Consider the following 22,582-nt stretch of genomic DNA (forward strand, 5'->3'; position numbering starts at 1 on the left):
CAGGGCTAAACGATGAGACGACAAATGAACGGCCAGATGTATGTCTGGCTGCACGTGTTTTCCTGTGCGGCGCGGCACCTGTCGTTCACCCGCTGCGCCGAGGAACTGCATATCACGCCCGGTGCGGTGAGCCAGCAGATTCGCCAGTTGGAGGAGCGCCTGGGCTTTCGCCTGTTCCTGCGCCGTGCCCGGGGTGTCGAGCTGAGCGCCGAGGGCCAGCGCCTGGCCCTGACCGTGCATGAGGCCTATGGCAGCATCGATGCCGAACTGCGCCGCCTCGACGCCGGGGAAATCCGCGGCACCCTGCGCCTGCGCTCGATCCCCTCGTTCCTCGCCAAATGGCTGACGCCGCGTTTGCCACGCCTGCAGCAGCGCTTTCCCGACATCCAGTTGCGCCTGGTCGCCGAGGACAGCAACCAGGCCCTGCACGAGGGCGATTTCGACCTGGCCATCGACCTCAACGACGGCAGCTATCCGGGCATGCACTCGACCCCTCTGCTGGACGAGGAGATCTTCCCGGTCTGCTCCCCCGCCCTGCTCCGCGGCCGCCCGCCGCTGCATGGCCCGAACGACCTGGTGCACTACCCGCTGCTGCACGACATCACCGCCTGGCGCGGTAGCTCGGAGTACGCGGAGTGGGAGTTCTACCTCAAGGCCATCGGCGCCGAGGGCCTGGACGTGCGGCGCGGGCACACCTTCAACCGCAACCACCTGACCATCGAGGCGGCGATCGCCGGGATCGGCGTGGCGATCGCCCGGCGCACCCTGCTCAACGACGAGCTGGAGCGCGGCACCCTGATCGTGCCGTTCGGCGCACCGGTGCCGAACCACAAGCGCTATGTCCTGCTGTACAGCGCCGGAACCCTGGCGCATCCGAGTGCGCGGGCGGTGCATGACTGGTTGGTGGAAGAGGCACAGGCCTTTGGCTGACTGCGCGGGCCGACCGTGAGCCTGTGGGAGCGAGCTTGCTCGCGAACGGCGGCGCAGCCGTCGCAAAACCTGAATCCCGAGCATTCCTGACCCACGCTGGCGGAGGGTTCCGGGGCTGCTGCGCAGCCCTTCGCGAGCAAGCTCGCTCCCACAGGCCGGGACAGACGACCCAAGAATATCTGGCACCCATGTGAGGTTTTTTTACTGTCGCCCGTCATCTTGCACGTCTAGTTACAAGGCCCGTCCCAAACGCAAGGAATTCCCAATGACAGCCAACACCGAACGCGCCAGCCTGCGCTCGCAGCGCCTGAATCAGATCACCCATGCGCCGCACAGCGAGCTGGACGCCCTGGTCAAGTCCCACGCGCCTTTCGAAACCCGTGAAAACTTCGCCCGCTTCGTCGTCGCCCAGTACCTGTTCCAGAACGAGCTCAAGGCCCTCTACACCGACCCGCGACTGATCGCCATCGTCCCCGACCTGGCCGAGCGCTGCCGCGCCGAGCAGGCCCGCCTGGACCTCGCCGACCTCGACACCGCGGTCCCCGCCGATTACCCGGGCGCGCTGGGGAACCCGAGCATCGGCCAGGCCATGGGCTGGATCTTCGTGTCCGAGGGCTCCAAGCTCGGCGCCGCGTTCCTGATCAAGCGCGCCGTGGCCCTGGACCTGAACGAGAACTTCGGCGCCCGCCACCTCGGTGAACCGGCCGGCGGACGTGCCGAAGGCTGGAAGCAGTTCACCCGGATTCTCGACAGCCTGGAGCTCAGCGCCGAAGAGGACGCCGCCGCCGAACAGGGCGCGGTCGCGGCCTTCGAGCGCTTCACCGAGCTGCTCAAGCACGCTTACGCCACTGCGCCCAAAGCCGAACTGGCCTGATCGCGCTCCGGCCGTCATGATGACGGCCGGATTTCTCCGTGCAGTCGATATGCCCATGACCCGACCCTCTCCCTCGAAGCTTTCCCGCGTGCTCTACGGCCTGCTGGCCTACCTGAGCCTGGGCATCGGTCTGGTGGCGATCGTCGTGCCCGGCCTGCCGACCACCGAATTCATCCTGCTCGCGGCCTGGGCCGCGACCCGCAGTTCGCCGCGCCTCAGCGCCTGGCTGGAAAACCACCGCCTGTTCGGCCCGATCCTGCGCAACTGGCGCAACGGCAAGGTGATCCAGCGCCGGGCCAAGGTCAGCGCCACCATCAGCATGCTGCTCTGCGCCAGCCTGATGCTGCTGTTCCTCGAACACCGCTGGCCGGTGTGGCTGGCCATCACCGGCATGACCCTGGGCAACCTGTGGATCTGGTCGCGCCCCGAGTCCCTGCCGCCAGAGTGCGCCTCAGCCGCGGCCAGGCGAACCGACCCGTCGGGAATTTGACCGGCGCGCGCTGAATGACTTCACTTGTCCCCTTCGATCCCAGGAGGACAACGATGCTGAACATGCTCGGCGCCATCGCCCATGACCTCGCCCTGCCGCCTCCCGCCGCGGGCGCGGTACGCTTTGCCGCCGCGGGCAATCTGCCCGCGGCGTTCGCCGTCACGGAAATGGCCGGGGTCAGTGTCGCCGCCGCCGGCCTGGCCATTGCCGCACTGATCGAGCAAGAAGCCGGCGAATGTCGCCGCGTGCTGCTGGATCGCCGTCTCGCCGCGCTCTGGTTCGCCTCCAGCCTGCGCCCGCAAGGCTGGCAGACACCGCCGCCGTGGGACCCGATCGCCGGCGACTACCAGACCCGCGACGGCTGGATCCGCCTGCACACCAATGCCCCGCATCACCGCGCCGTCGCCGAACAGGTCCTCGGCCCCGCCGCCGATCGCCAGGGCATGGCGCGGCGGGTGCTGGCGTGGTCCGGCGAGGCGCTGGAGCAGTCCATCGTCGAAGCGGGAGGTTGCGCGGCGCGGATGCGCAGTTGGCAGCAGTGGTCGGATCACCCCCAGGGGCTGGCGGTGAACGCCGAGCCATTGATCCGCCGCCAGACTTTCGACGCCGATGGTTCACGGACCTGGTCGGGGACCCCGGAGCGACCGTTGCACGGCGTGCGGGTACTGGACCTGACGCGGGTTCTCGCAGGCCCCGTCGCCACCCGCCTGCTGGCCGGCTTCGGCGCCGATGTGCTGCGCATCGACCCGCCGGGCTGGGAGGAACCGGGCGTGGTCGCGGAGGTGACGCTGGGCAAGCGCTGCGCGCGCCTGGACCTGCGCGATGGCGGGCAGCGCAAGCTGTTCGAACACTTGCTGACCCAGGCCGACATCCTCGTCCATGGCTATCGCGCCGATGCCCTGGAGCGCCTGGGTTATGGCGACGAGCAGCGCCGCGCGCTGAATCCGGCGCTGGTCGACATCAGCCTGAACGCCTACGGCTGGAGCGGCCCCTGGCGTCTGCGCCGGGGGTTCGACAGCCTGGTGCAGATGAGCACCGGCATCGCCCATGCCGGCATGCGCTGGCAGCAGGCCAGTCGTCCGGTGCCCCTGCCGGTGCAGGCGCTGGACCATGCCACCGGGTACCTGATGGCGGCCGCGGCGATTCGCGGCCTGGCCGAGCGCCTGGCCACGGGTCATGGCGGCATGGCCCGCCTGTCGCTGGCGCGCACGGCGAAATGGCTGGTGGAACAGGGCACGGTGGCCGACGACCTGCCGCTGGCCGGGGAAACCCCGCTGGACCTGGCCTGCGCGCGGGAACAGACCCCATGGGGGCCGGCGCAGCGCTTGAAGGTGCCGCTTCAGGTGCTGGGGGCGCCGTTGCAGTGGGAGCGCGGGGCCTGCGAGCTGGGTTCGATGCAACCCTGCTGGTGAATGTCAGGGCCTCATCGCTGCATAGGTATCGACACAACTTTGACGGCCTGGCGAGGCGCCAGCGCTTGCGCGCGCCCGCCGATCGCACGGTGGAAACAGACCGGCAGCAGGCTCTTGAGGCATGCACACAAGGCATGGCTCAACCTTCGATAGCCGAGAACTTTCGAAAGGTAGCTAGCTTGCAAGCAACTTTCCAGCTATCGCCTGCCAATTTAATGGCGGAATTTTGGCGTCGACAATTAAGTATTAACACCAAAGAAAGCGTTGCTAAATTATTGCGAATCATTCTGCAGAACCCTTGTACGACGTGGCTTACGACCGTTCATCGCGAAACTTTTCGGCGATTTGCCAGTATGTTTTTCCGCTAAGGTGCGGATTGCCAACGAGTTGATGGCTAAACGCTTTGTTTATCGGGCACTGTAAGTTCAACGAAACATGCCATTGGATTGACACTTTTTCCCCAGCCTGCGCTATACCGAAAACACATCGCTGTTACACCCCCATTACGCCATACGAGGCAGCCGGGATGGACGTAAGTGTTTTCGGTACTGGTTATGTAGGGCTCGTACAAGCGGCCGCCCTGGCCGATGTTGGCCATCGGGTGCTGTGCGTGGATGTCGATGCGCACAAGATCAGCCAACTGCGCGAAGGCGTGCCGCCGATCCACGAGCCAGGCCTGTCGGCCATGCTCGAGGAGAACATCCGCGACGGCCGTCTGCTGTTCAGCACCCAGGCCAGCGATGCGGTGAGCCATGCCGCGCTGGTGTTCATCGCCGTCGGTACGCCGCCGGACGAAGACGGCTCGGCCGACCTCTCTCACGTCCTCGGCGTGACCCGGCAGATCGCCGAGCTGATGGACGCCGACCGCACCCTGATCATCAAGTCCACGGTACCGGTGGGGACCGCCGACCAGGTGGCGCAACTGGCCCGGGAAACCCTCGACCGCCTCGGCAAGCTGAGTCTCAAGGTGCGGGTGGTGTCCAACCCGGAGTTCCTCAAGGAAGGCAGCGCCCTGGCCGACTGCCTGCGCCCCGACCGGATCATCGTCGGCACCTGCGACGGCGTGGCCCAGGAGCAGCTCGGCGAACTCTACGCGCCGTTCTGCCGCAACCACGAAAAACTCATGTTCATGGACAACCGCAGCGCCGAGCTGACCAAGTACGCGGCCAACGCCATGCTGGCCACGCGCATCAGCTTCATGAACGAGCTGGCCAACCTCACCGAACGCCTCGGCGCCGACATCGAAGCGGTGCGCAAGGGCATCGGCTCCGACCCGCGGATCGGCTACCACTTCATCTACCCCGGCTGCGGCTTCGGCGGTTCGTGCTTTCCCAAGGACCTGCGCGCGCTGCTGCATACCGCCGAGCACAACGGCATGCCGCTGCGCCTGCTGCAGAGCGTCAGCGAGGTCAACGACAACCAGCGGCGGATTCTCTTCGCCAAGCTCAAGCAGCACTTCCCCGGCAGCCTGGCCGGCAAGTCGGTGGCGCTCTGGGGGCTGGCCTTCAAGCCCAACACCGACGACATGCGCGAAGCACCCAGCCGCTACCTGATGGAAGCGCTGTGGGCCGAGGGCGCCACGGTGCATGCGTTCGATCCGGAAGCCATGGCCGAGTGCCGGCGCCTCTATGGCTACCGCAAGGACCTGCAGCTCTGCGCCACCCGCGACGACACCCTGGAAGACGCCGATGCCCTGGTGATCTGCACCGAGTGGAAGAACTTTCGCGTGGTGGACTTCAGCCTGCTGGCGAACAAGCTGCGCCAGCGCCTGATCATTGACGGGCGCAACCTGTACAACCCGGACCAGGTCGCCACCTTCGGCCTCGACTACTGCGGCATCGGCCTGCGCCATGTCGTGCCCGAGGTACCGGCATCATGAAAGTGCTGGTGACCGGCGCGGCCGGCTTCATCGGCGCTCACTGCGCGCTGCGCCTGCTGTGCGAGGGGCACCAGGTCATCGGCCTGGACAACTTCAACGCCTACTACAACCCGGCGCTGAAAGTCGCCCGGAGCGAGTGGGTGCGTCAGCAGGCCGGCGAGTTCTGCCTGCGCATCATCGACCTGAGCGACAGCCAGGCCCTCGACCGGCTGTTCGCCGCCGAGCGCTTCGACGTGGTCCTGCACCTGGCCGCCCAGGCCGGGGTGCGCTACTCGCTGGACAATCCCAAGGCCTACCTGGACAGCAACCTGGCCGGCTTTCTGAACATTCTCGAAAGCTGCCGGCGCCACCCGGTGCAACACCTGCTGTACGCCTCGTCCAGCTCGGTGTACGGCGCCAACCGCCAGGTGCCCTACTCGGTGCGTGACGCGGTGGACCATCCGCTGTCGCTGTACGCCGCGAGCAAGAAAGCCAACGAGGCCATGGCCCACTGCTACAGCCATCTGTTCGGCATTCCCGCCACCGGCCTGCGCTTCTTCACCGTGTACGGCCCCTGGGGGCGTCCGGACATGTCGCCGCTGCAGTTCGCCACGGCGATCCACGAAGGCCGCCCGCTGCGCCTGTTCAACCACGGCCAGCACCAGCGCGACTTCACCTATATCGACGACATCGTCGAGAGCCTGGTGCGCCTGATGCCCCTGGCGCCACAGGCCAATCCGCACTGGGACGCCTTCACCCCCGATCCGGCCAGCAGCCACGCGCCCTGGCGCCTGTACAACATCGGCGGGCAACGCCCGGTGGCCCTGCTCGACTACGTCGCCCTGCTGGAAAAGCACCTAGGGCGCAAGGCCGAGGTGGAACTGCTGCCGCTGCAAGCGGGCGATGTCCTCGATACCTGCGCCGAGTCCGGCGATCTGGCCGCGGCCACCGGCTTCACCCCGCGGATATCCCTGGATGACGGGCTCGGGCGCTTCGCCGCCTGGTTCTTCGACCACTACCTGCCGCTGCTCGGGACGCCAGCGCAGGACAACCGGGCCATGCCCGCTGAAGTTTGGAGGTAGCGATGACCGGACAACCGCAAAGCGCCCAGGTACAGGCGCTGCACCAGGACAAACGCATGGACCCGAAACATCGCATGCGCATCGATTCGGCGGTGCACAAGCAGGGCCGCGGCTGGTTCACCGGACGCATCGGCGGCCGGCCCTGGACCCTGTCGCGCACCAATCGCTGCATCGCCGCCTTCGGCGCCGTGTGCCTGATCATCCTGCTGTCGCCGCTGCTGCTGGGGCTCGCCGTCCTGGTCAAGGCCAGCGGCCCGGGCCCGGTGCTCTTCGTGCAACGGCGCACCGGTTACCGCGGACGCTGCTTCGGCATGTTCAAGTTCCGCACCATGGTCGCCAACGCCGAGGCGCTGAAAGAATCCCTGCGCCACCTGAACAAGCACGGCGCCCAATCCATCGACTTCAAGATCGACGATGACCCGCGGGTAACCCGGATCGGCCGCTGGCTCCGGCGCAGCAGCCTGGACGAGCTACCCAACCTGTTCAACGTAGTACGCGGCGACATGCGCCTGGTCGGGCCTCGACCCACCTCGTTCAACGCCTACCGCTACAAGGACAGCCACCTCGCGCGCCTGAGCATCTACCCGGGCATGACCGGTCTCTGGCAGATCTCCGGACGCAGCGACATCGACTTCGACCAGCGGGTCGAGCTGGACCTCAGCTACATCGCCGAACAGAGCCTGAGCCTGGACCTGAAGATCCTGCTCAAGACTCCCTTCAAAGTCTTCACTGGCCACGGAGCAAGTTGAGATGGACGGTTCTACTTCCAGAAGCATGAGTATCGCGACCCCCAGCGAAAGCAACCTGACCTCCACCGTGCTCGACCAGGATCGACGCCTGCTGCTGGTCACCGCCGCCAACCGCGGCAGTGGCACCAGCACCAGCGCCCTGGCCGTGGCCAGCCAGCTGTCACAGTTGAGCAGCGGCTCGGTGCTGCTGGTGGACGCCAGCAACGACACCAGCAACCTCAGCCAGCAGTTGGGCCTGACCCGGCTGCGCGGCTTCCACGACCTGCTGTTCGATGACCAGACCCCGCCCCTGCCGCAGGACTGCGTCGTGCGCCTGTCCGACCAGAACTTCGACGTGCTGCCCAGCGGCGTGCACAAGCGTGGCGGCGAACGTCTCGACCCGGAACTGCTGCGCGCGCTGCTGCAGCGCCTGGCCAGCGACTACCGCTTCGTGGTGATCGACGGCGAGGCGATCTACAGCGGCACCGACAGCCTGGTCATGGGGCCCCTGGTGGACGGCGTGATCCTGGTGATCAACGCCGAGGACACCCGCCGCGAAGTGGCCCAGGCCGCCAGCCAGCGTCTGGTCCAGGCCGGCGCCCTGCTGATCGGCAGCGTGTTCAACCGCCGCCGCTACTACATGCCCAAGTGGCTGTACGAGAACCTCTGAGCCGACCGTGCGAGGGACACAATGATGAAAACCACCCTGATCGCCCTGTTCGCCTTGTTGCCGCTGGCGGCCTGCACCAGCAACCAGGAGATGCGCCAGATGCCGGTGCAGATCCTCACCGCGCCACCCGCCAGCGCCCAAGCCAGCGAACTCACCAGCAAGGAACAGGTGCTGCGTCCGCAGGACGTGCTGGATGTGATCTTCCACATCAGCACCAGCGGCTCCGACGCCTACCGCATCCAGTCCGGCGATACCGTCGGGCTCAGCTTTCTCTCCGCCAGTTCGCTGAATGGCAACCAGCTGGTGCTGCCCGATGGCCGTATCGAGCTGCCGGGCGCCAACACCTCGGTGCAGGTCGCCGGGATGACCCCGGACCAGGCCCGCGCCGCGATCCAGCAGGCGTACCGCAACAAGAGCCTGTTCCAGCCCAACCGCGACCAGTTGACCGTGCAGGTGATCAGCCCGCTGACCAATGAGCTGAACCTGAAAAGCGCGCTGAACCACCCGGCCACCGGCATGAGCCGGGAAATCACGGTGAACAGCGACGGTCGCGCCAACTTCCCGGAAATCGGCTCGGTGCCCCTGCAGGGCATGACCGTGACCCAGCTGGAGACCTACCTGAACCAGCGCTACGCCGACCTGCCGGGGCGCATGACCGTGGACGTGATGCTCAAGTCCACCGCGGTCAACGAGATCTACGTGCTGGGTGAAGTCGGCCAGCCCGGCGCCTACCCGATCCGCCGTCCGGTCTCGGTCCTCGAAGCCCTGACCCTGGCCCGCGGGCCGAGCATCAAGGCGCGCCTGGACTCGGTGGTGATCATGCGGCGCAACGGCAACCAGGTGCAGGCCATGCCCTACAACGTCGACCAGGCCCTGGACGCCAGCGCCGCGCAGGTGGCCTACCTGCAACCGGACGACATGCTCTACGTGCCCAAGACCAAGCTCGCCAGTGCCGGCGAACTGGCCCGGCAACTGGCCGACGTAGTGCTGTTCCAGGGCGTGGGCTTCAGCTTCGGCTACCGCGTCGACAACAAAGACAGCGACAACTGATTCCAGGGGTACGGCGACATGAATCCCAACGAGAACTACCTGCACGAATTCTTCCGCATCTTCTTCGCCAACCGGCAATTGGTGAAACGGATCTTCCTCGTCTTCGCGGTGATCGCCCTGATCCTGCCGCTGGTGCTGCGCCAGAGCTTCGACATTGGCGCGGAAGTCATCGTCCAGTCGAAGAAGCTGTCGCAGAGCGACACCAACACCGCCCTGGCCCAGGAAACCGACAAGTTCATTCCGCCGTCCCTGGCGGACATGGAAACGGAGAGCAACATCCTCCGTTCGCCGACCCTGATTCGCCAGACCATCAACCAGCTGCGCGCCGAGGGTAAATACGCGGTGGAGCCCAGCATGCTCGATCAGTGGGTATTGACCCCGCTGCACCTGCATGTGATCGACCCGCTGCGCACCGCCCTGGGCCTGAAGGTCGCCTCGGCCGGCGACAGCCAGCTCGATGCCCTGACCGAACAGGCGGTGAAGGACCTCAAGGTCGAGACCCTGCCCGGCTCCAATGTGATCTCGGTGAACTACAGCTTCGCCGATCCGGCCCAGGGCACCGTGTTCGTCGCCCGCCTGCTCGACAACTTCCTGAAGAGCCGTCAGGAGCTGCAGTCCAACGGACTGCCGGAATCCTTCTACGAACAGAAGAAACTCCAGTACCAGACCCGTCTCGACGATCTCGAAAGCAAACGCCTGAACCTGCTGGAAAGCAATGGTTCGTCGGATCCGAAGGAAGAGATCACCTTCCGCCTGAACGCGATCAACACCGAGGAACAGGCGCTGAACCTGTACCGCGACCGCCTGCTGCAAAGCCAGCGCTGGCTCGACTACCTGAAGTCGTCCCTGGCCACCGCCAGTGCGGCGAAGATGAACGACTACAGCTTCCCGTTCACCTTCACCACCACGGTGGACAACGTGGCCTTCGAGGACCGCGAGATCAAGCAGCTGGGCGAACAGCTGACCACCCAGGTGTCGCGCTACGGCAATGACGTGGCGATCTTCCAGCCCAACAGCGAACCGATGCAGCTGCAGCGCGACCAGATCAGCCGGACCCGCCAGCAGTTCCTCAAGGTGGTCGCCAACCGCATCCGCGAGCGCGAGAAGGACCTGACCGTGGTCCAGGAAGTGATCGCGCAGAAGACCGCGCGCATCGGTGAACTGAAGGGCCGCATCCACCAGCTCCAGGAAACCCAGAGCAAGGCGCGTCAGCTCGACACCGAGATCGATGCCCTGCACAAGGCCTTCTTCACCTACACCCAGCGCTACGAAGAAAGCCGCGGCCAGGGCCAGCTGGACAACCTGTCCAACGCGCGCATCCTCAGCGCGCCGTACCAGCCGACCGAAGCGGCGTTCCCGCGGCCTGGCCTGATCGTGCCGTTCGGCATGCTCACCGGCCTGCTGTTCGCCATTGCCCTGGTCTACGTCCGCGAGTTCTTCGACCACCGCTTCAAGCATCCGGCACAGATCGGCCATGAACTGAACCTGCCGGTACTGCTGGTGATCAACGACCAGGCACCGGAGCTGCCCAACCCGCACAAGCAATGGTCGCTGCCGCGCCTGTGGCACTGGGTGCGCAATTGAACGCCGCGGCCCCGCGCCAGCCGATCGTCCACCTGCTCAACAGCGGTGGTTTCTACGGCGCCGAGCGCATGCTGCTGGACCACTGCCGGGCCACCCCCGGGCAGCATCGGGTGGTGTTTCTCGAAGCACCGGACGAGTTGCTGGCGCGCTTTCGCGAAGCCGGGGTGGACTGCCAGCGCTGCACCGGGGTGACGGGGCTGCGCGCGGCCCTGCGCGGCGAGCGGGACGTTCGTCCGCTGCTGCTCAACGCGCACAACTTCCGCGGCCTGCTGTTCGGCTGCCTGGCGGCACTGCTGTGGCGCCTGCCGCTGGTCTCGACCCAGCACGGCTTCACCCCGCGCAGCCACAAGCAGCGCCTGTACACCTGGCTGACCCTGCGCCTGTGCCGTTCGCCGCTGGTCAGCCAGGTGGTCTGCGTCGCCGACAGCATCGCGCGGATCCTGCGCGATGCCGGCGTCTCGGGCAGCAAGGTGCGGGTGATTCCCAACGGTCTGCCGGAGAGCACCGAGCCCGCCCCGCGCCACACCGGCAACGGCCAATGGCTGGCCGGCTATGTCGGGCGCCTGAGCAGCGAGAAAGGCCCCGACCTGTTTCTCGACACCCTGATCCCGCTGTGCCAGCGCTACCCGCAGCTGCACGGCGTGATGCTCGGTGACGGCCCGGAACTGCCGGCCCTGCGCGCGCGCATCGGCGCCGCCGGGCTGCTCGAACGCATCCGCCTGCCGGGCTTCCAGCACGACATGCGCGCCTGGATGGGTCGCCTCGATGCCCTGGTGATCAGCTCGCGGACCGAAGGCACGCCGATGATCCTCCTCGAAGCCATGCAGGACGGCGTGCCCGTGGTGGCCTTCGGCGTCGGCGGCATTCCCGATGTCATCGAGCATGGCCGCAGCGGTCTGCTGGCCCGACCGCTGGCGGTGGACGAACTGGCGACGCAACTGGCCGCGCTGATCGACGACCCGGCCCAGGCCGGCGAACTGATCGCCCAGGCCCGCCGCACCCAACGCGAACGCTACCACCTGCCCACCCTGGCCCAGCGCTGGGCCCAGGTCTACCTGGGCGCTGCAACGGAGGTCCGCGCATGATCCTGCCCCTGTCCCTGATCGGGCTGTTCGGCCTCGCCGCCCTGGCCCTGCTGGCCAGCCCCTGGCCCTACCTCGCCCCTGGCATGGTGCTGGCCCTCGCCGGCCTGCTCGCCCTGTGGCGGCGTCCGGTCTGGGGCCTGCTGGCGATTATCGCCCTGGTGCCGTTCGAAGGCCTGTTCAAGGACAGCGACCTGTCCGCCACCAAGCTGATCGGCGCCGGCCTCGGCCTGATCCTGATGCTGCAGCTGGCCAGCGGCAAACTCAGCGGTGAGCGCCTGCGCAGCAACCTGTGGCCGCTGCTGCTGGCCTTCCTCGCCTGTTACCTGCTGAGTTTCTGCCTCAGCGAAAGCTGGGCGATGTCGGCCCAGCACCTGCGCGAACTGCTGATCGGCCTGCTGCTGTTCGTCATGACCCTGCTCATCGGCCGCGAGCTGAACCTGACCCTGCTGGCGCGCCTGGTGACCCTGAGCGTGGCCGCCACCTGCGCGCTGGCGATGTTTTCCAGCAAGTACCAGAACCAGGGCCGCGCCCAGGGCCTGCTCGACGACCCCAACGTCTTCGCCGTGCTGATTGCCTTCGCCGTGCCGCTGGCGATCTGGCTGCTGCTGACCAGCCCGAACCTGCGCCAGCGCCTGCTCTGGCTGGTCTGCGCCGGGCTGCTGCTGGCCGGCATGACCCGCACCGAGTCGCGCTCCGGCCTGGTGGTGCTGCTGCTCAGCCTGGGCATCGGTCTGTACCACTACCGGGTGCAACTGACCCGCATCCGCCCGCGCCACCTCGGCCTGGTCATGCTCGCCCTGGCCCTGCTGCTGCCGGCGGCGGCGACGGTGATGCCGGCCAAGTACCTGGAGCGCATCCAGTCGCTGAGTGTGCTCAGGTCCGGGGTCAACGCGCACAAGGACGACTCGCTGGGGCGCCGTGCGTCCTACATCGTGGTCGGCGGCAAGATGATCCGCGACAACCCGCTGCTCGGCTCCGGCCCCGGCACCTTCCCCCTGCATTACGCCACCACCGGTTACGCCAAGGCGTTCTCGGCCAATCGCAAGGCCACCGACCTGTATCGCCGCGCCCACAACACCTACCTGGAACTGTTCAGCGAGATCGGCCTGCCCGGCGGTCTGCTCTTCGTCGGCATGATCGCCCTGGCCCTGCGCAACTTCTGGGCGGCCCGCGGCGCCTGGCTGCGCCGGCATGACCTGGCCAGGGCCGACCTGCTCACCCACCTGAGCATGAGCATGCTGTCGCTGGGCCTGTTCCTGATGTTCCTCAGCGCGCCCAACCACAAGTACCTGTGGATCATGCTGGCACTGTCGGCGGTGCTGCGCGCCCAGGCCGAGGCCGCGCCGCAACGGGAGCCACGGCCATGACCCGGGTCGGCATCGTCATTCCGATGTTCAACGAGAGCCGCCACATCGGCCGCACCCTCACCGCGCTGCGGCGTGCCAGCACCGACGCCGGCGTCGAGTGCCAGGTGATCGTGGTCGACAACGGCTCCAGCGACGACGGCCCGCGCATTGCCCGTGCCCTCGGCGCCGAGGTGCTGTGCCTGCCCGGGCTGAGCATCGGTGCCCTGCGCAACCGTGGCGCGGCGGCCTGCGACGGCGACTGGCTGGCCTTCGTCGATGCCGACATCGAGGTGCCGGAGAGCTGGCTCAGCCGCCTCTTCGAACTGCACGGGCGCGGCGCGGCCGACGTCTTCGCCCTCGACTGCGATACCCCGCACCAGGCGCCCTGGTTCGCCATCGCCTGGCAGCGCCGCACGCTGCGCGCCGGCGAGCTGCTGCACCTCCAGCAATGGCTGCCCAGTCCCAACCTGCTGATGCCGCGCCAGTGGTTCGAGGCCGTCGGCGGTTTCGACGAAAACCTGCGCAGCGGCGAAGACAAGGACTTCACCCTGCGTCTGCACCAGGCCGGCGCGCGCCTGGCGGTGCTACGCGACCCAGTGGTGCTGCACTGGGGCTACGAAGGCAGCTGGAAAGAATGGCTGGGCAAGGAAATGTGGCGCCAGGGCAGTCATCTGCAGCTGCTGCGCAGCCATGGCGCGAGCCTGCGCCTGTTGCGCTTCCCGGCATTGTCGATGGGCGCCTGGGTGCTGGACGCCATGGCCCTGTCGGCGCTGCTCGACGGTTTCCCGCACCTGAGCCTGTCGCTGCTGCTGATCGCCAGCCTGCCGGCCCTGGGCCTGAGTCTGCGGCAGAGCCTGAAGCACCGTGATCCGCGGCTGATCGTGCAGCTCTGGGGCCTGCACTTCATCCGCCTGCACCTGGCCGGCATGGCCTTCGTCATGAGCCTGTTCAACGTCACCACCCGGAGGCCCGCCCGTGGCTGAATTCATCTTCTGGCTGTGCCTGCTGCTGCCACTCTATGCCTGGCTGGGCTATCCACTGCTGCTCAGCCTGCTGGCGCCGTTGCGCCGCCGGCCAGCGCTGGCCACGGCCACGCCGCTGACAGTCAGCGTGGTGATCGCCGCGCACAACGAGCAGCGCCATATCGAAACCAAGCTGCGCAGCGTGCTGAACCAGGACTACCAGGCCGCCAGCCTGCAGATCATCGTCGCCAGCGACGGCTCCAGCGACCGCACCGTCGCCTGCGCGCGCAGCGTCGACGACCCGCGCATCGAGGTCCTCGACCTGCCGCGCATCGGCAAGGGGGCCGCGCTGAATCGCGCGGTGGAACTGTGCCGCGGCGACATCCTGGTGTTCACCGATGCCGACAATCAGTGGTCCGACGACACCCTGGGCCACCTGCTGCGGCCCCTGGCGGACCCCGGCGTCGGCGGTTGCGCCGGGCAGATGATCATCCCCCGCCCGGGCAAGGGCCTGAGCCTCGGCGATGCCCTGTACCGGCACTACGAGGGCTGGATACGCCGGGTGGAAAACCGCAACGGCTGCATGGTGTCCGCCGACGGCGCCCTGCTGGCCCTGCGTCGCGAACTGTTCGAGGCGATTCCGGAACAGGTCAACGACGACTTTTTCATCAGTACCTGCGCCCCGGCGGCCGGCCTGCGCATCGTCTATGTGCCCGAGGCCGTGGTGCTGGACTGCGGCGTCGACGAGGCCGACAAGCAGTTCCGCCGCCGCCAGCGGGTCACCGTCGGTGGCCTGCGCAGCCTCGCCGCGCGCAGCGCCCTGCTCAACCCGGCGCGCCATGGCCTGTACGCCATCGCCCTGATCAGTCACAAGCTGCTGCGGCGCCTGGCTCCGCTGCTGCTGGTGCCGCTGCTGCTGAGCAACCTGTGCCTGCTCGACGGCCCGGTGTTCTACCTGTGGACCTGCACCCTGCAGTTGCTGGGCTATGCCATCGCCCTGGTCGGCCTGCTCGACAGTAGGCACCGTCTGCCCCGGCCGTTCCGCCTGGCGGCCTATGTGCTGGTGACCCTGGCGGGGATGAGCGTCGGTCTATGGCAGTTCCTTCGCGGCCACAGCTACCGGCAGTGGAATCCCGAGCAGAATCGTTGAGGCCAGGACCATGCCGATCAAGACCACCCTCAAGCGCGCCAGTGGCTGGATCTACCTCAACTCCCCGGTAGGCCGCCGTCAGTTGCATGGCGCCGGACTGATCCTGATGCTCCACCGCGTGCTGCCGGACGACCATGCCGCGGCCTTGCCTCATCGCAACGAACTGTGCGTCGGCCCGCAGGCCTTCGAGCGCCTGCTGCGCTGGTTGCGCCAGCACTTCGACTGCCTGCCGCTGCTCGACCTGCTGCACGGCCACGGCAGCGGCCGGCCGCGGGTGGCGCTGACCTTCGACGACGGCTGGCGCGACAACGCCCTGCATGCCTTTCCCCTGCTGCAGCGCTACCAGGTACCGGCGAGCATCTTTCTCTCCACCGACTTCATCGGCAGCCGCCAGCGCTTCTGGTGGGAAAGCCTCGGCGAAACCCTGTGGGGCAGCCACGGCGAGCCCGCAAGGCACCAACTGATCGAAAAACTGCGCCGGGTCGGCCGGCCGCTGCCGGCCGCCTACTTCATGCATGACGCGCCCAAGGCCCGCAGCCTGGCCCTGGCGCACTACCTGCAAAGCCTGAAAAGCCTGGCGCCGGCGGCCCTGCACCTGCTCACCGACGCCTGCCCGGCGGAGTCCCTGCCCCAGGCCCTGGACTGGCAGCAGGTACGCCAGCTGGAGGACTCCGGGCTGATCAGCTTCGGTCCGCACGGCGCCAGCCATGCCCTGCTGCCCGGGCTGGACGACCGTCGCCTGGAAGAAGAAATCAGCCGCAGCCACAGCGCCCTCCTGCAGGGCTGCCGCAACCCGCTGCCGGTGTACTGCTACCCCAATGGCGATCACGACCTGCGGGTGCGCCAGCGCCTCGCCGCGCACCGTTATCCCTGGGCCCTGAGTACCCGCGCCGGGCTCTGCCAGAGCTGCGACGACCCCCTGGCCCTGCCGCGCATCGGCGTCAGCCAGCGCAATGCCAGCCGCCCCTCGCTGCTGGCCTGGCGCATCAGTCGTGGAGGCAACCCATGAGCCGCGCTCACTACCTGCGCCACCTGCTCCTGAGCATGGGCACGCGCCTGGCGATGATCGCCCTGCGCCTGCTGCGCAACGTGCTCCTGGCGCGCCTGCTCGGCCCCAGCGAACGCGGTCTGTTCGCCCTGCTCAGCAGCCTGCCGGACCTGATCGCCGCGGCCACCAGCGGCGGCCTCAACAGCGCCATCGGCTACCAGGCGGCGCAACAGCGCAATCTCGGCCTGCTGCTGACCCAGGTGCTGGTCTATGGCTGCCTGCTGGCCGCCCTGCTGACCCTGGTCTGCCTGGCGGCCCTGCGCGGCTTCGGCATCCAGCTGGAAGTCAGCGAACAGCTCGGCCTGCTGGCCTGGCTGCTGTTGCTGGCGGTACCGCTGAGCGTGCTGAAAAGCGGTCTGCTGACCCTGCACAACGCCACCGGCGGGGTTGGCGCCTTCAACGCCCTGCGCCTGACCGAGTCGCTGGCGCCGCTGCTGCTGTTTCTCGTCTTCTACCTGCTGTGGCCCGAGGCGACCCTCTCCGCGGCCCTGGCCAGCTGGCTGCTCGGTCTGGGCCTGGTGGTGCTGCTCGGCCTGGTCTGGCTGCGCCGCGGTCGCCAACTGCATCTGTGCTGGGACCGCGGCGGCCAGCGCGAGCTGCTGGCCTACAGCGCCAAGAGCCATCCCGACCTGCTGTTCCAGCAAGTGATCCTGCGTTCCGACTACCTGTTCATCAGCGCCCTGCTCGGCAGCACCGCCCTGGGCCACTACGCCATGGCCAGCGCCGCCGCCGAACTGCTGCTGATCGTCCCCGAAGCGGTGACCACGCCGCTGATGAAACGCCTGCTGCAACAGGATCAGGGCATGGAGCGCATCACCCCGCTGGCCCTGCGCCTGACCGCCACGGTGATGCTCGGCGCCTGCCTGGGCATGGCGCTGATCGGCGAATGGCTGATCGTCACCCTGTTCGGTGTCGCCTACCAGCCCGCCTACCCGGCCCTGCTGGCGCTGCTGCCGGGGCTGTTCGGCCTGTGCTACGCGAGCATCCTGCGCCTCGACCTGCTGGGCAAGAACCGCCCCGGCAGCGTGTCACTGATCATGGGCGGCGGCGCGGCGCTGAACCTGCTGCTCAATGTCCTGCTGATCCCCAGCCACGGCATCGTCGGCGCGGCGCTGGCCTCGTCGATCGCCTACCTGACGGTGACCCTGGCCATGCTGGTGCTGTACTGCCGGCTCAGCGGCGTGGCCTGGTGGCGCACCCTGATCGTCCTGCCCGCCGACCTGCTGCCGCTGCGGCGCATGCTGCCCGGGAGGGTCGCCGGATGAAGGCCCTGCTGCCACTCCTGCTGCTGCTCAGCGGCCTCGCCAGCGCCGCGCCCGCGCGCTGGCCGGATATCCGCGACGGCGCCCTGTACCTGACCCCGAGCCGCGGCGACACGCTGCGCCTGGATTGGCTCGGCTCCTGGCAGGCGGCAGCCAATCCCGAGCAGGTATTTCTCCTCGATGGCCAGGGCCGCCTGGCGGCGCGTCGGGATATCGCCGCCGATGAAGTGCGCGGCCAGCAGCAATGGCCGTTGCACAGCGGGCATGGCAGCTATCGCCTGGAGATTCCCGGCTACAGCTTCCGGCGCTACCGTGCGAGCTTCGATGACAGCACCGCTGTGCAATTCGCCCCGGCGCGGCTGCACTTCAGCCTGCAGGTGGAGGCCGACAGCAGCTTTTACTTCCGGGTCGCTGCCGGCGAGGAAGCCATTCTGGCCGGCAAGTATCACGGCGGCGTCAGCGCTCTGCGCGCGGTGCGCCTGGACGACGGCAAGAGCCTGAGCCTGCCCCTGGTGCAGCAGCCCGCCTACTGGCAGTACGAGCAGGTGACCTTGCCGGTCAGCCCGCGGGCGCAGGTCTGGCGCCTGGAACTGCAGGGCCGCGGCAAGGCGGCGTTCTGGCTGGACGGCACGGCCAATCTGTTCGCCCGCCGGGTCGCCGACCTGCAGCCATTGCGCGAGCAGTCCGGCACGGTGAATCTGAGCCTGGGCGACAAGCACCTCGGCCCCACCGCGAAACTCGGTCTCAACCTGCCCTATCTGCTGCCGCCACCGGCCAGTCATGCCGTGCTGGATGCCCTGCGCCCGACGGCGGCGGGCTTCTACAGCTTCGTCGATGTGCTGGCACGCCAGCCCGAGTACGAGAACGCCTTTCGCCGCCTGTACCGGGAACGCTTCGCCATCGCCGACGACATCACCCTGCTCGCCGCCACCGGTCGCCGCGCCGAGCTGCGCGACGACGAGGTCAGCCGCCGGGGCCTCGATGCCTGGCTGGCGGCGAGTGTCGCCCTCGGTGGCGCGGGCCGCCACTACATCGCTTTTGCCGACGAGCCGAATCTCAACTACGAGCGCTACGAGGACTTTCGCGCCTTCTTCGCCAAACGCCTGCGGCAGGTCGAGGACTACGCTGGCGCCCGCGAGGCCGGCGTGCGCATCGCCATGCCGGCCAGCTCGCGCCTGGTCAACGGTCCGCTGGCCGAGCACAGCGGCGAGCGCCGCGGGCTGGACTGGGCCAAGCGCCTGCTCGACGAATTCGGCCCGCGCATCGATGCGCTGGCCTGGCATGAATGGATGGTCCGCGACCTGCTGGCGACCCGGGTCTACCGCGACACCGTGCGCCAGGCGGCGGGCCTGGTCGGCCTCGACGAACGTGGACGGCCACGCAAGGCCCTGCTGCTGGACCAGACCAACCTGTCCAGCGGCTCCAGCCTCAGCCTCTATGAACAGAACGGCGATGACGCCGCGCTGTGGTGGGCCTCGGTGGCGATCAACGCCAGCGCCGACGGCCTGCTGGACATGCTCAACTGGTTCCAGGCCGCCGACGAACCGGAGTACCCCAAGGGCATGCTGCAGGTCCTCGGCCCACGGGAATTCGTGCTCAAGCCGGTGGGCCTGGCCCAGCAGTTCATCCAGCAGCACTGGCTGGACGAGGTGCTGCAACTGGACAACGACGCCTTCGAAGTCGATGCCCTGGCCATGGCCCGCGGCCCGCGGCGCAGCCTGCTCGGGGTGAACAAGAGCGAGCGGCGCCAGCAGGTGCGCTTCGCCAGCGGCGCCCGGCAGTGCCCGGCACAAACCGAATTGACCCTCTTCGGACCCGACCACCAGCCACGCAAGGCCGATCTGGCCTGTCGTGGCGGGCAGTTCGGTTTCGAGTTACCAGGACGGACCCTGTTCGCCCTGAGCTGGAACGCGTCGTGACCCGACGCGTCGGACCACCCGCCTTGCCCGATCAAGGAGGCAATCATGCGTGTACTGAATCAGTTGCAAACCCACATCAGGCACAAAGGACTGCGCTCTGCCCTGAACACCGCCTTTCGGCACTACGTGTTCTATCACTGGGAACTGCTCTGGATGGAGCGTGACCTGGTCAGCCCCGTTCCCCCCCACAACCTCAAGCCCAGCGCGCCGACCCGCAGCGAGCTGACCACCCTGCACAACGTGCATGCCTTCGCCCGTTACTTCGGCGACCGCCTGGAGACCATGCGCGAACTGATCAGCGAAGGCCACACCGGAATCATCCACCGCGACCCCGAAGGCCATGTGGTGGCGTTCATCTGGGGTTGCCCGAAGGACTATCACGACCATCACTTCTATGGCTGCTGGTTCCCGGTCAAGCGTGGCGAGTTCTTCGAGTTCGGCGGCGAGCTGACACGGGCCTACTGGGGCACCACGCTGTCGGTGGACCTGCAGCTGGACCTGTGGGAGGCCATGCGCGAGCAGGGCTGCGACAAGGTCGTGGACGTCTGCGAGAGCCACAATATCCCGGCGCTGAAGTTGCACCTGCGCATGGGCTATGCCGAACAGGGTCGGGTCACCCACGTCTATTGCCTGTTCGGGCGCTGGAAGTTCTACCGGCAGAGCCGCTACCAGGGTTCGCGCCTGTCCGCCCTGAGCAAGCCGGCGGTGGCGCCGGTACCGGTGAGGGCTGCCTGACATGGGATTACGCCTGAGCTGGTCGACCTCGCTGTCGACCCCTGCTTTTCCCGTCCGGGACTACGAAGCACTGCTCCAGCGCCTGCCGCAGAGCACACCGTTCAACGGCCTGGCCTGGTTGCGCGCGGCGGAGGCCGCGTTGCGCCCGGGACAGAGTCTGCATGTGCTGCTCGGCCATGATGGCGAGCGCCTGTGCCTGTGCCTGCCGCTGGTGCGCATGCCGCTGCGCGCCGGGCTGCCGGGCTTCGTCGTGCTGCGCCACCTGGGCTGGCCGCTGAGCGACCGGGTCGGTCTGCTGATCGACCTGCCCGAGCACGAAGCCCCCCTGGTGCTGCGCGAGATTCGCCGGCACCTGCCCCATGCCCTGCTGCAGCTCAACGAAGTCGTCGCCGGCGAACCGTGGCTGCTGCACTGGGGCTGGCGCAGCTCGACCCATGAATGCCGACGCGTGTGCAATGTCCCGGTGCACTGGCTGAGTGCGGCGGACCGCCAGGAAGTCAGCGGCGATCCGCGCTACAAACTGCGCCGCGCGCGCAAGCGCATCGCCGCCTGCGGCGCCCAGGTACGCCGGGTGGTGGCGGATGCCGACAACATCGAGCAGTGGCTGCAGCGCATCGCCGCGGTGGAGGACGCCAGCTGGAAAGGCGACGACGGCGTCGGCATCTTCAGCACGCCGCAGTCACGGGCCTGGATGTTCCAGGCCCTGGCTGGCCTGGCCGCCGAGGACCGTCTGCGCCTGGTGGTGCTGGAACTGGACGGCGAGTGCATCAGTTATCGTCTCGGCCTGCTCGAACGCGGTCGGCTCTACGACTACAACCTGGCCTTCCTGCCCGCCCACGCCGATCTGGGCAGCGGCCGGGTCCTGCTGCAGGAATGGATCGACTGGGGGCTGGACGAAGGCTGGCAGTGGGTCGACGCCTCGCGGGTCAGCCTGGAGAACTCCAGTCATCAGTTGCATGAACGCATGACGGCGCAAGTCGAACACCTGCGCCATAGTTTCTACAGCTGGCGTTTCTCTGGCCTGTGCCTGGGCCTGGCCCTGCGCCTGTGGCGGCGCTGCCGGCCCTGGTTGCGTCCGGGCAAGCCGGGGGCACCGACCCGCACCTCTCCCCGTCCCCCTCTCGCAGGAGCTGCGCAATGTCCCTCCAGGTGATAGTCAACGCCGACGACTTCGGCCTTAACGAACCCACCAACGCGGTGATCCTGCGGGCGTTCCAGAGTGGTCTGCTCAGCTCGGCCACGGCCATGGCCAACATGCCGGCGTTCCGCAACGCCTGCGCCCTGGCCCGCCAGCAGCCGTTGCTGCGGGGGCGGGTCGGGCTGCACTTCAACCTCAGCCATGGCCGCCCGTTGAGCGAAGCCATTCTCGAAGAGCCGGCGTTCTGCAACGGTGCCGGCGAATTCGAGTTCGGCCTGTCGCGCAAAAGCCTGTGGCTCAGCCGCCGCGAACGGCAGGCCGTGGAGCTGGAGCTGGCCGCGCAGTGGCAGCACTGCCTGGGGCTGGGCTTGCTGCCCAGTCACCTGGACTCGCACCAGCATGTGCACAACATCTGGCCGCTGGGCGAAATCCTCGCCCGCTTCGCCGCGCGGGAGGGCGTGCCGGTGCGCCTGGCGCGCAATATCGGGCGCAACATCGGCACTGGCAAGCGCGTGTTCAAGACCCTGCTCAACCGGCGCTTGCGGCAACTGGCCGGGGTCAGTGCCGATCATGTGTGCACCCCGGTTGACCTGCGCGATGGCCTGGCGCCGGTGGATGGCGTGCTGGAAGTGGTGGTGCATCCCAGTGCGCTGGGTTCCGCGGATTTCGGCGATGCCTACCTGGACAGCGGGGAGTCGTTGCTGGATCTGCTGGAACAGCGGCTGGCGGGGGTACGCCGGGTGGGGTATGGGACGCTGGCGGGGCGGACGGCGGGGGCGTTTCTGAAGGTTGGTTGAGGGTGAGTGCCTGTATTGGGGCTTGCAGTGCTCTGGAGATCGAGTGCCGTCCGCACGGCGCTTCGCTGTGCATGACGATGTTTCTCTGGCGCACTCAAGATCGAGCGCCGCCCGCGCGGCGCTTCGCGAGCAAGCTCGCTCCCACAGTTTGTTGCAACGTACCTATGTCTGACAGGCCATGGTTGTTAGCCTTGTTGGTACGACACGATATCGAGTCGTACCCAACAGCCTTCCCACGATGAATCGTCAGGCACCAAAGGCGGATAACGCCGCTCTCACAGGCCATGGCACGTTGCAACAAACTGTGGGAGCGAGCTTGCTCGCGAAGCGCCGTGCGGACGGCGCTCGATCTTGAGTGCGCCAGGAGTGAGCTGGTCAACTTTTTCCGGACACCGCAATGTGGGAGCTCAGGCTATCTGCCGCTCATACCGGTTGGGCGGTAGATAGCCCAGGGTCGAATGC

At 67.6% G+C, this 22,582-nt stretch carries 20 protein-coding genes; all 20 read left to right on the top strand.

Going from position 1 to position 22,582, the window contains the following annotated elements:
• The first annotated feature begins 12 nt into the window (after positions 1 to 12).
• Positions 13 to 930 (top strand): LysR substrate-binding domain-containing protein, encoded by a 918-nt coding sequence (locus tag CHB99_RS26550; RefSeq protein WP_042129446.1) that lies wholly within the window; start codon positions 13 to 15, stop codon positions 928 to 930.
• A 265-nt stretch (positions 931 to 1,195) separates the two neighbouring features.
• Positions 1,196 to 1,804 carry a biliverdin-producing heme oxygenase gene (locus CHB99_RS26555; RefSeq protein WP_042129443.1) on the top strand — a complete coding sequence of 203 codons (609 nt, stop codon included), beginning with the start codon at positions 1,196 to 1,198 and terminating at the stop codon, positions 1,802 to 1,804.
• Between the two features lie 55 nt (positions 1,805 to 1,859).
• On the top strand, positions 1,860 to 2,294 hold the full coding sequence (locus CHB99_RS26560; RefSeq protein WP_042129440.1) for a YbaN family protein: 435 nt from the start codon (positions 1,860 to 1,862) through the stop codon (positions 2,292 to 2,294).
• A 53-nt stretch (positions 2,295 to 2,347) separates the two neighbouring features.
• A complete protein-coding gene (locus tag CHB99_RS26565; protein WP_042129439.1) occupies positions 2,348 to 3,706 on the top strand; it encodes a CoA transferase in 1,359 nt (452 codons plus the stop codon).
• 526 nt (positions 3,707 to 4,232) lie between these two features.
• Positions 4,233 to 5,585: a UDP-glucose dehydrogenase family protein gene (locus CHB99_RS26570; protein WP_042129437.1), complete on the top strand. Its 1,353-nt coding sequence runs from the start codon at positions 4,233 to 4,235 to the stop codon at positions 5,583 to 5,585.
• Entirely contained in the window at positions 5,582 to 6,646 is a 1,065-nt protein-coding gene (locus CHB99_RS26575) for an NAD-dependent epimerase (protein WP_042129435.1), read from the top strand. The genes CHB99_RS26570 and CHB99_RS26575 overlap by 4 nt, the downstream gene beginning before the upstream one ends.
• A 2-nt stretch (positions 6,647 to 6,648) precedes the next feature.
• Entirely contained in the window at positions 6,649 to 7,395 is a 747-nt protein-coding gene (locus CHB99_RS26580) for a sugar transferase (protein ID WP_042129434.1), read from the top strand.
• A gap of 1 nt (position 7,396) precedes the next feature.
• Positions 7,397 to 8,044, top strand: coding sequence for a P-loop NTPase family protein (locus tag CHB99_RS26585; RefSeq protein ID WP_042129432.1), 648 nt, complete (start codon positions 7,397 to 7,399; stop codon positions 8,042 to 8,044).
• A 24-nt stretch (positions 8,045 to 8,068) separates the two neighbouring features.
• On the top strand, positions 8,069 to 9,094 hold the full coding sequence (locus CHB99_RS26590; protein WP_042129429.1) for a polysaccharide biosynthesis/export family protein: 1,026 nt from the start codon (positions 8,069 to 8,071) through the stop codon (positions 9,092 to 9,094).
• An 18-nt stretch (positions 9,095 to 9,112) separates the two neighbouring features.
• Positions 9,113 to 10,678, top strand: coding sequence for a GumC family protein (locus CHB99_RS26595; RefSeq protein ID WP_042129427.1), 1,566 nt, complete (start codon positions 9,113 to 9,115; stop codon positions 10,676 to 10,678).
• Positions 10,675 to 11,763, top strand: coding sequence for a glycosyltransferase family 4 protein (locus CHB99_RS26600; RefSeq protein ID WP_042129456.1), 1,089 nt, complete (start codon positions 10,675 to 10,677; stop codon positions 11,761 to 11,763). Before CHB99_RS26595 ends, CHB99_RS26600 begins: the two co-directional genes overlap by 4 nt.
• Entirely contained in the window at positions 11,760 to 13,130 is a 1,371-nt protein-coding gene (locus CHB99_RS26605; protein ID WP_042129424.1) for an O-antigen ligase family protein, read from the top strand. Before CHB99_RS26600 ends, CHB99_RS26605 begins: the two co-directional genes overlap by 4 nt.
• Positions 13,127 to 14,092, top strand: a complete 966-nt coding sequence (locus CHB99_RS26610) for a glycosyltransferase family 2 protein (RefSeq protein WP_042129423.1) — start codon at positions 13,127 to 13,129, stop codon at positions 14,090 to 14,092. Before CHB99_RS26605 ends, CHB99_RS26610 begins: the two co-directional genes overlap by 4 nt.
• The gene (locus CHB99_RS26615; RefSeq protein ID WP_042129421.1) at positions 14,085 to 15,221 is read left to right on the top strand and encodes a glycosyltransferase; all 1,137 of its coding nucleotides are present in this window, start codon (positions 14,085 to 14,087) and stop codon (positions 15,219 to 15,221) included. The genes CHB99_RS26610 and CHB99_RS26615 overlap by 8 nt, the downstream gene beginning before the upstream one ends.
• A gap of 10 nt (positions 15,222 to 15,231) precedes the next feature.
• Positions 15,232 to 16,230, top strand: a complete 999-nt coding sequence (locus CHB99_RS26620; protein WP_042129419.1) for a polysaccharide deacetylase family protein — start codon at positions 15,232 to 15,234, stop codon at positions 16,228 to 16,230.
• A complete protein-coding gene (locus tag CHB99_RS26625; protein ID WP_042129417.1) occupies positions 16,227 to 17,534 on the top strand; it encodes a lipopolysaccharide biosynthesis protein in 1,308 nt (435 codons plus the stop codon). Before CHB99_RS26620 ends, CHB99_RS26625 begins: the two co-directional genes overlap by 4 nt.
• Positions 17,531 to 19,450, top strand: a complete 1,920-nt coding sequence (locus tag CHB99_RS26630) for a hypothetical protein (RefSeq protein WP_042129415.1) — start codon at positions 17,531 to 17,533, stop codon at positions 19,448 to 19,450. Before CHB99_RS26625 ends, CHB99_RS26630 begins: the two co-directional genes overlap by 4 nt.
• A 45-nt stretch (positions 19,451 to 19,495) precedes the next feature.
• Entirely contained in the window at positions 19,496 to 20,185 is a 690-nt protein-coding gene (locus CHB99_RS26635; protein WP_042129410.1) for a GNAT family N-acetyltransferase, read from the top strand.
• 1 nt (position 20,186) lies between these two features.
• Complete coding sequence (locus CHB99_RS26640; RefSeq protein WP_042129408.1) at positions 20,187 to 21,338, top strand: GNAT family N-acetyltransferase; 1,152 nt, start codon at positions 20,187 to 20,189, stop codon at positions 21,336 to 21,338.
• On the top strand, positions 21,323 to 22,120 hold the full coding sequence (locus CHB99_RS26645) for a ChbG/HpnK family deacetylase (RefSeq protein ID WP_042129406.1): 798 nt from the start codon (positions 21,323 to 21,325) through the stop codon (positions 22,118 to 22,120). The genes CHB99_RS26640 and CHB99_RS26645 overlap by 16 nt, the downstream gene beginning before the upstream one ends.
• Positions 22,121 to 22,582 lie beyond the last annotated feature (462 nt).

The organism is Pseudomonas japonica (assembly GCF_900188455.1).
GTDB classification, from domain to species: domain Bacteria; phylum Pseudomonadota; class Gammaproteobacteria; order Pseudomonadales; family Pseudomonadaceae; genus Aquipseudomonas; species Aquipseudomonas japonica.

Coding starts and splice junctions, on each gene's coding strand:
- CHB99_RS26550 (WP_042129446.1), top strand. CDS start 13: ATGAGACGACAAATGAACGGCCAGATGTATGTCTGGCTGCACGTGTTT.
- CHB99_RS26555 (WP_042129443.1), top strand. CDS start 1,196: ATGACAGCCAACACCGAACGCGCCAGCCTGCGCTCGCAGCGCCTGAAT.
- CHB99_RS26560 (WP_042129440.1), top strand. CDS start 1,860: ATGACCCGACCCTCTCCCTCGAAGCTTTCCCGCGTGCTCTACGGCCTG.
- CHB99_RS26565 (WP_042129439.1), top strand. CDS start 2,348: ATGCTGAACATGCTCGGCGCCATCGCCCATGACCTCGCCCTGCCGCCT.
- CHB99_RS26570 (WP_042129437.1), top strand. CDS start 4,233: ATGGACGTAAGTGTTTTCGGTACTGGTTATGTAGGGCTCGTACAAGCG.
- CHB99_RS26575 (WP_042129435.1), top strand. CDS start 5,582: ATGAAAGTGCTGGTGACCGGCGCGGCCGGCTTCATCGGCGCTCACTGC.
- CHB99_RS26580 (WP_042129434.1), top strand. CDS start 6,649: ATGACCGGACAACCGCAAAGCGCCCAGGTACAGGCGCTGCACCAGGAC.
- CHB99_RS26585 (WP_042129432.1), top strand. CDS start 7,397: ATGGACGGTTCTACTTCCAGAAGCATGAGTATCGCGACCCCCAGCGAA.
- CHB99_RS26590 (WP_042129429.1), top strand. CDS start 8,069: ATGAAAACCACCCTGATCGCCCTGTTCGCCTTGTTGCCGCTGGCGGCC.
- CHB99_RS26595 (WP_042129427.1), top strand. CDS start 9,113: ATGAATCCCAACGAGAACTACCTGCACGAATTCTTCCGCATCTTCTTC.
- CHB99_RS26605 (WP_042129424.1), top strand. CDS start 11,760: ATGATCCTGCCCCTGTCCCTGATCGGGCTGTTCGGCCTCGCCGCCCTG.
- CHB99_RS26610 (WP_042129423.1), top strand. CDS start 13,127: ATGACCCGGGTCGGCATCGTCATTCCGATGTTCAACGAGAGCCGCCAC.
- CHB99_RS26620 (WP_042129419.1), top strand. CDS start 15,232: ATGCCGATCAAGACCACCCTCAAGCGCGCCAGTGGCTGGATCTACCTC.
- CHB99_RS26625 (WP_042129417.1), top strand. CDS start 16,227: ATGAGCCGCGCTCACTACCTGCGCCACCTGCTCCTGAGCATGGGCACG.
- CHB99_RS26630 (WP_042129415.1), top strand. CDS start 17,531: ATGAAGGCCCTGCTGCCACTCCTGCTGCTGCTCAGCGGCCTCGCCAGC.
- CHB99_RS26635 (WP_042129410.1), top strand. CDS start 19,496: ATGCGTGTACTGAATCAGTTGCAAACCCACATCAGGCACAAAGGACTG.
- CHB99_RS26640 (WP_042129408.1), top strand. CDS start 20,187: ATGGGATTACGCCTGAGCTGGTCGACCTCGCTGTCGACCCCTGCTTTT.
- CHB99_RS26645 (WP_042129406.1), top strand. CDS start 21,323: ATGTCCCTCCAGGTGATAGTCAACGCCGACGACTTCGGCCTTAACGAA.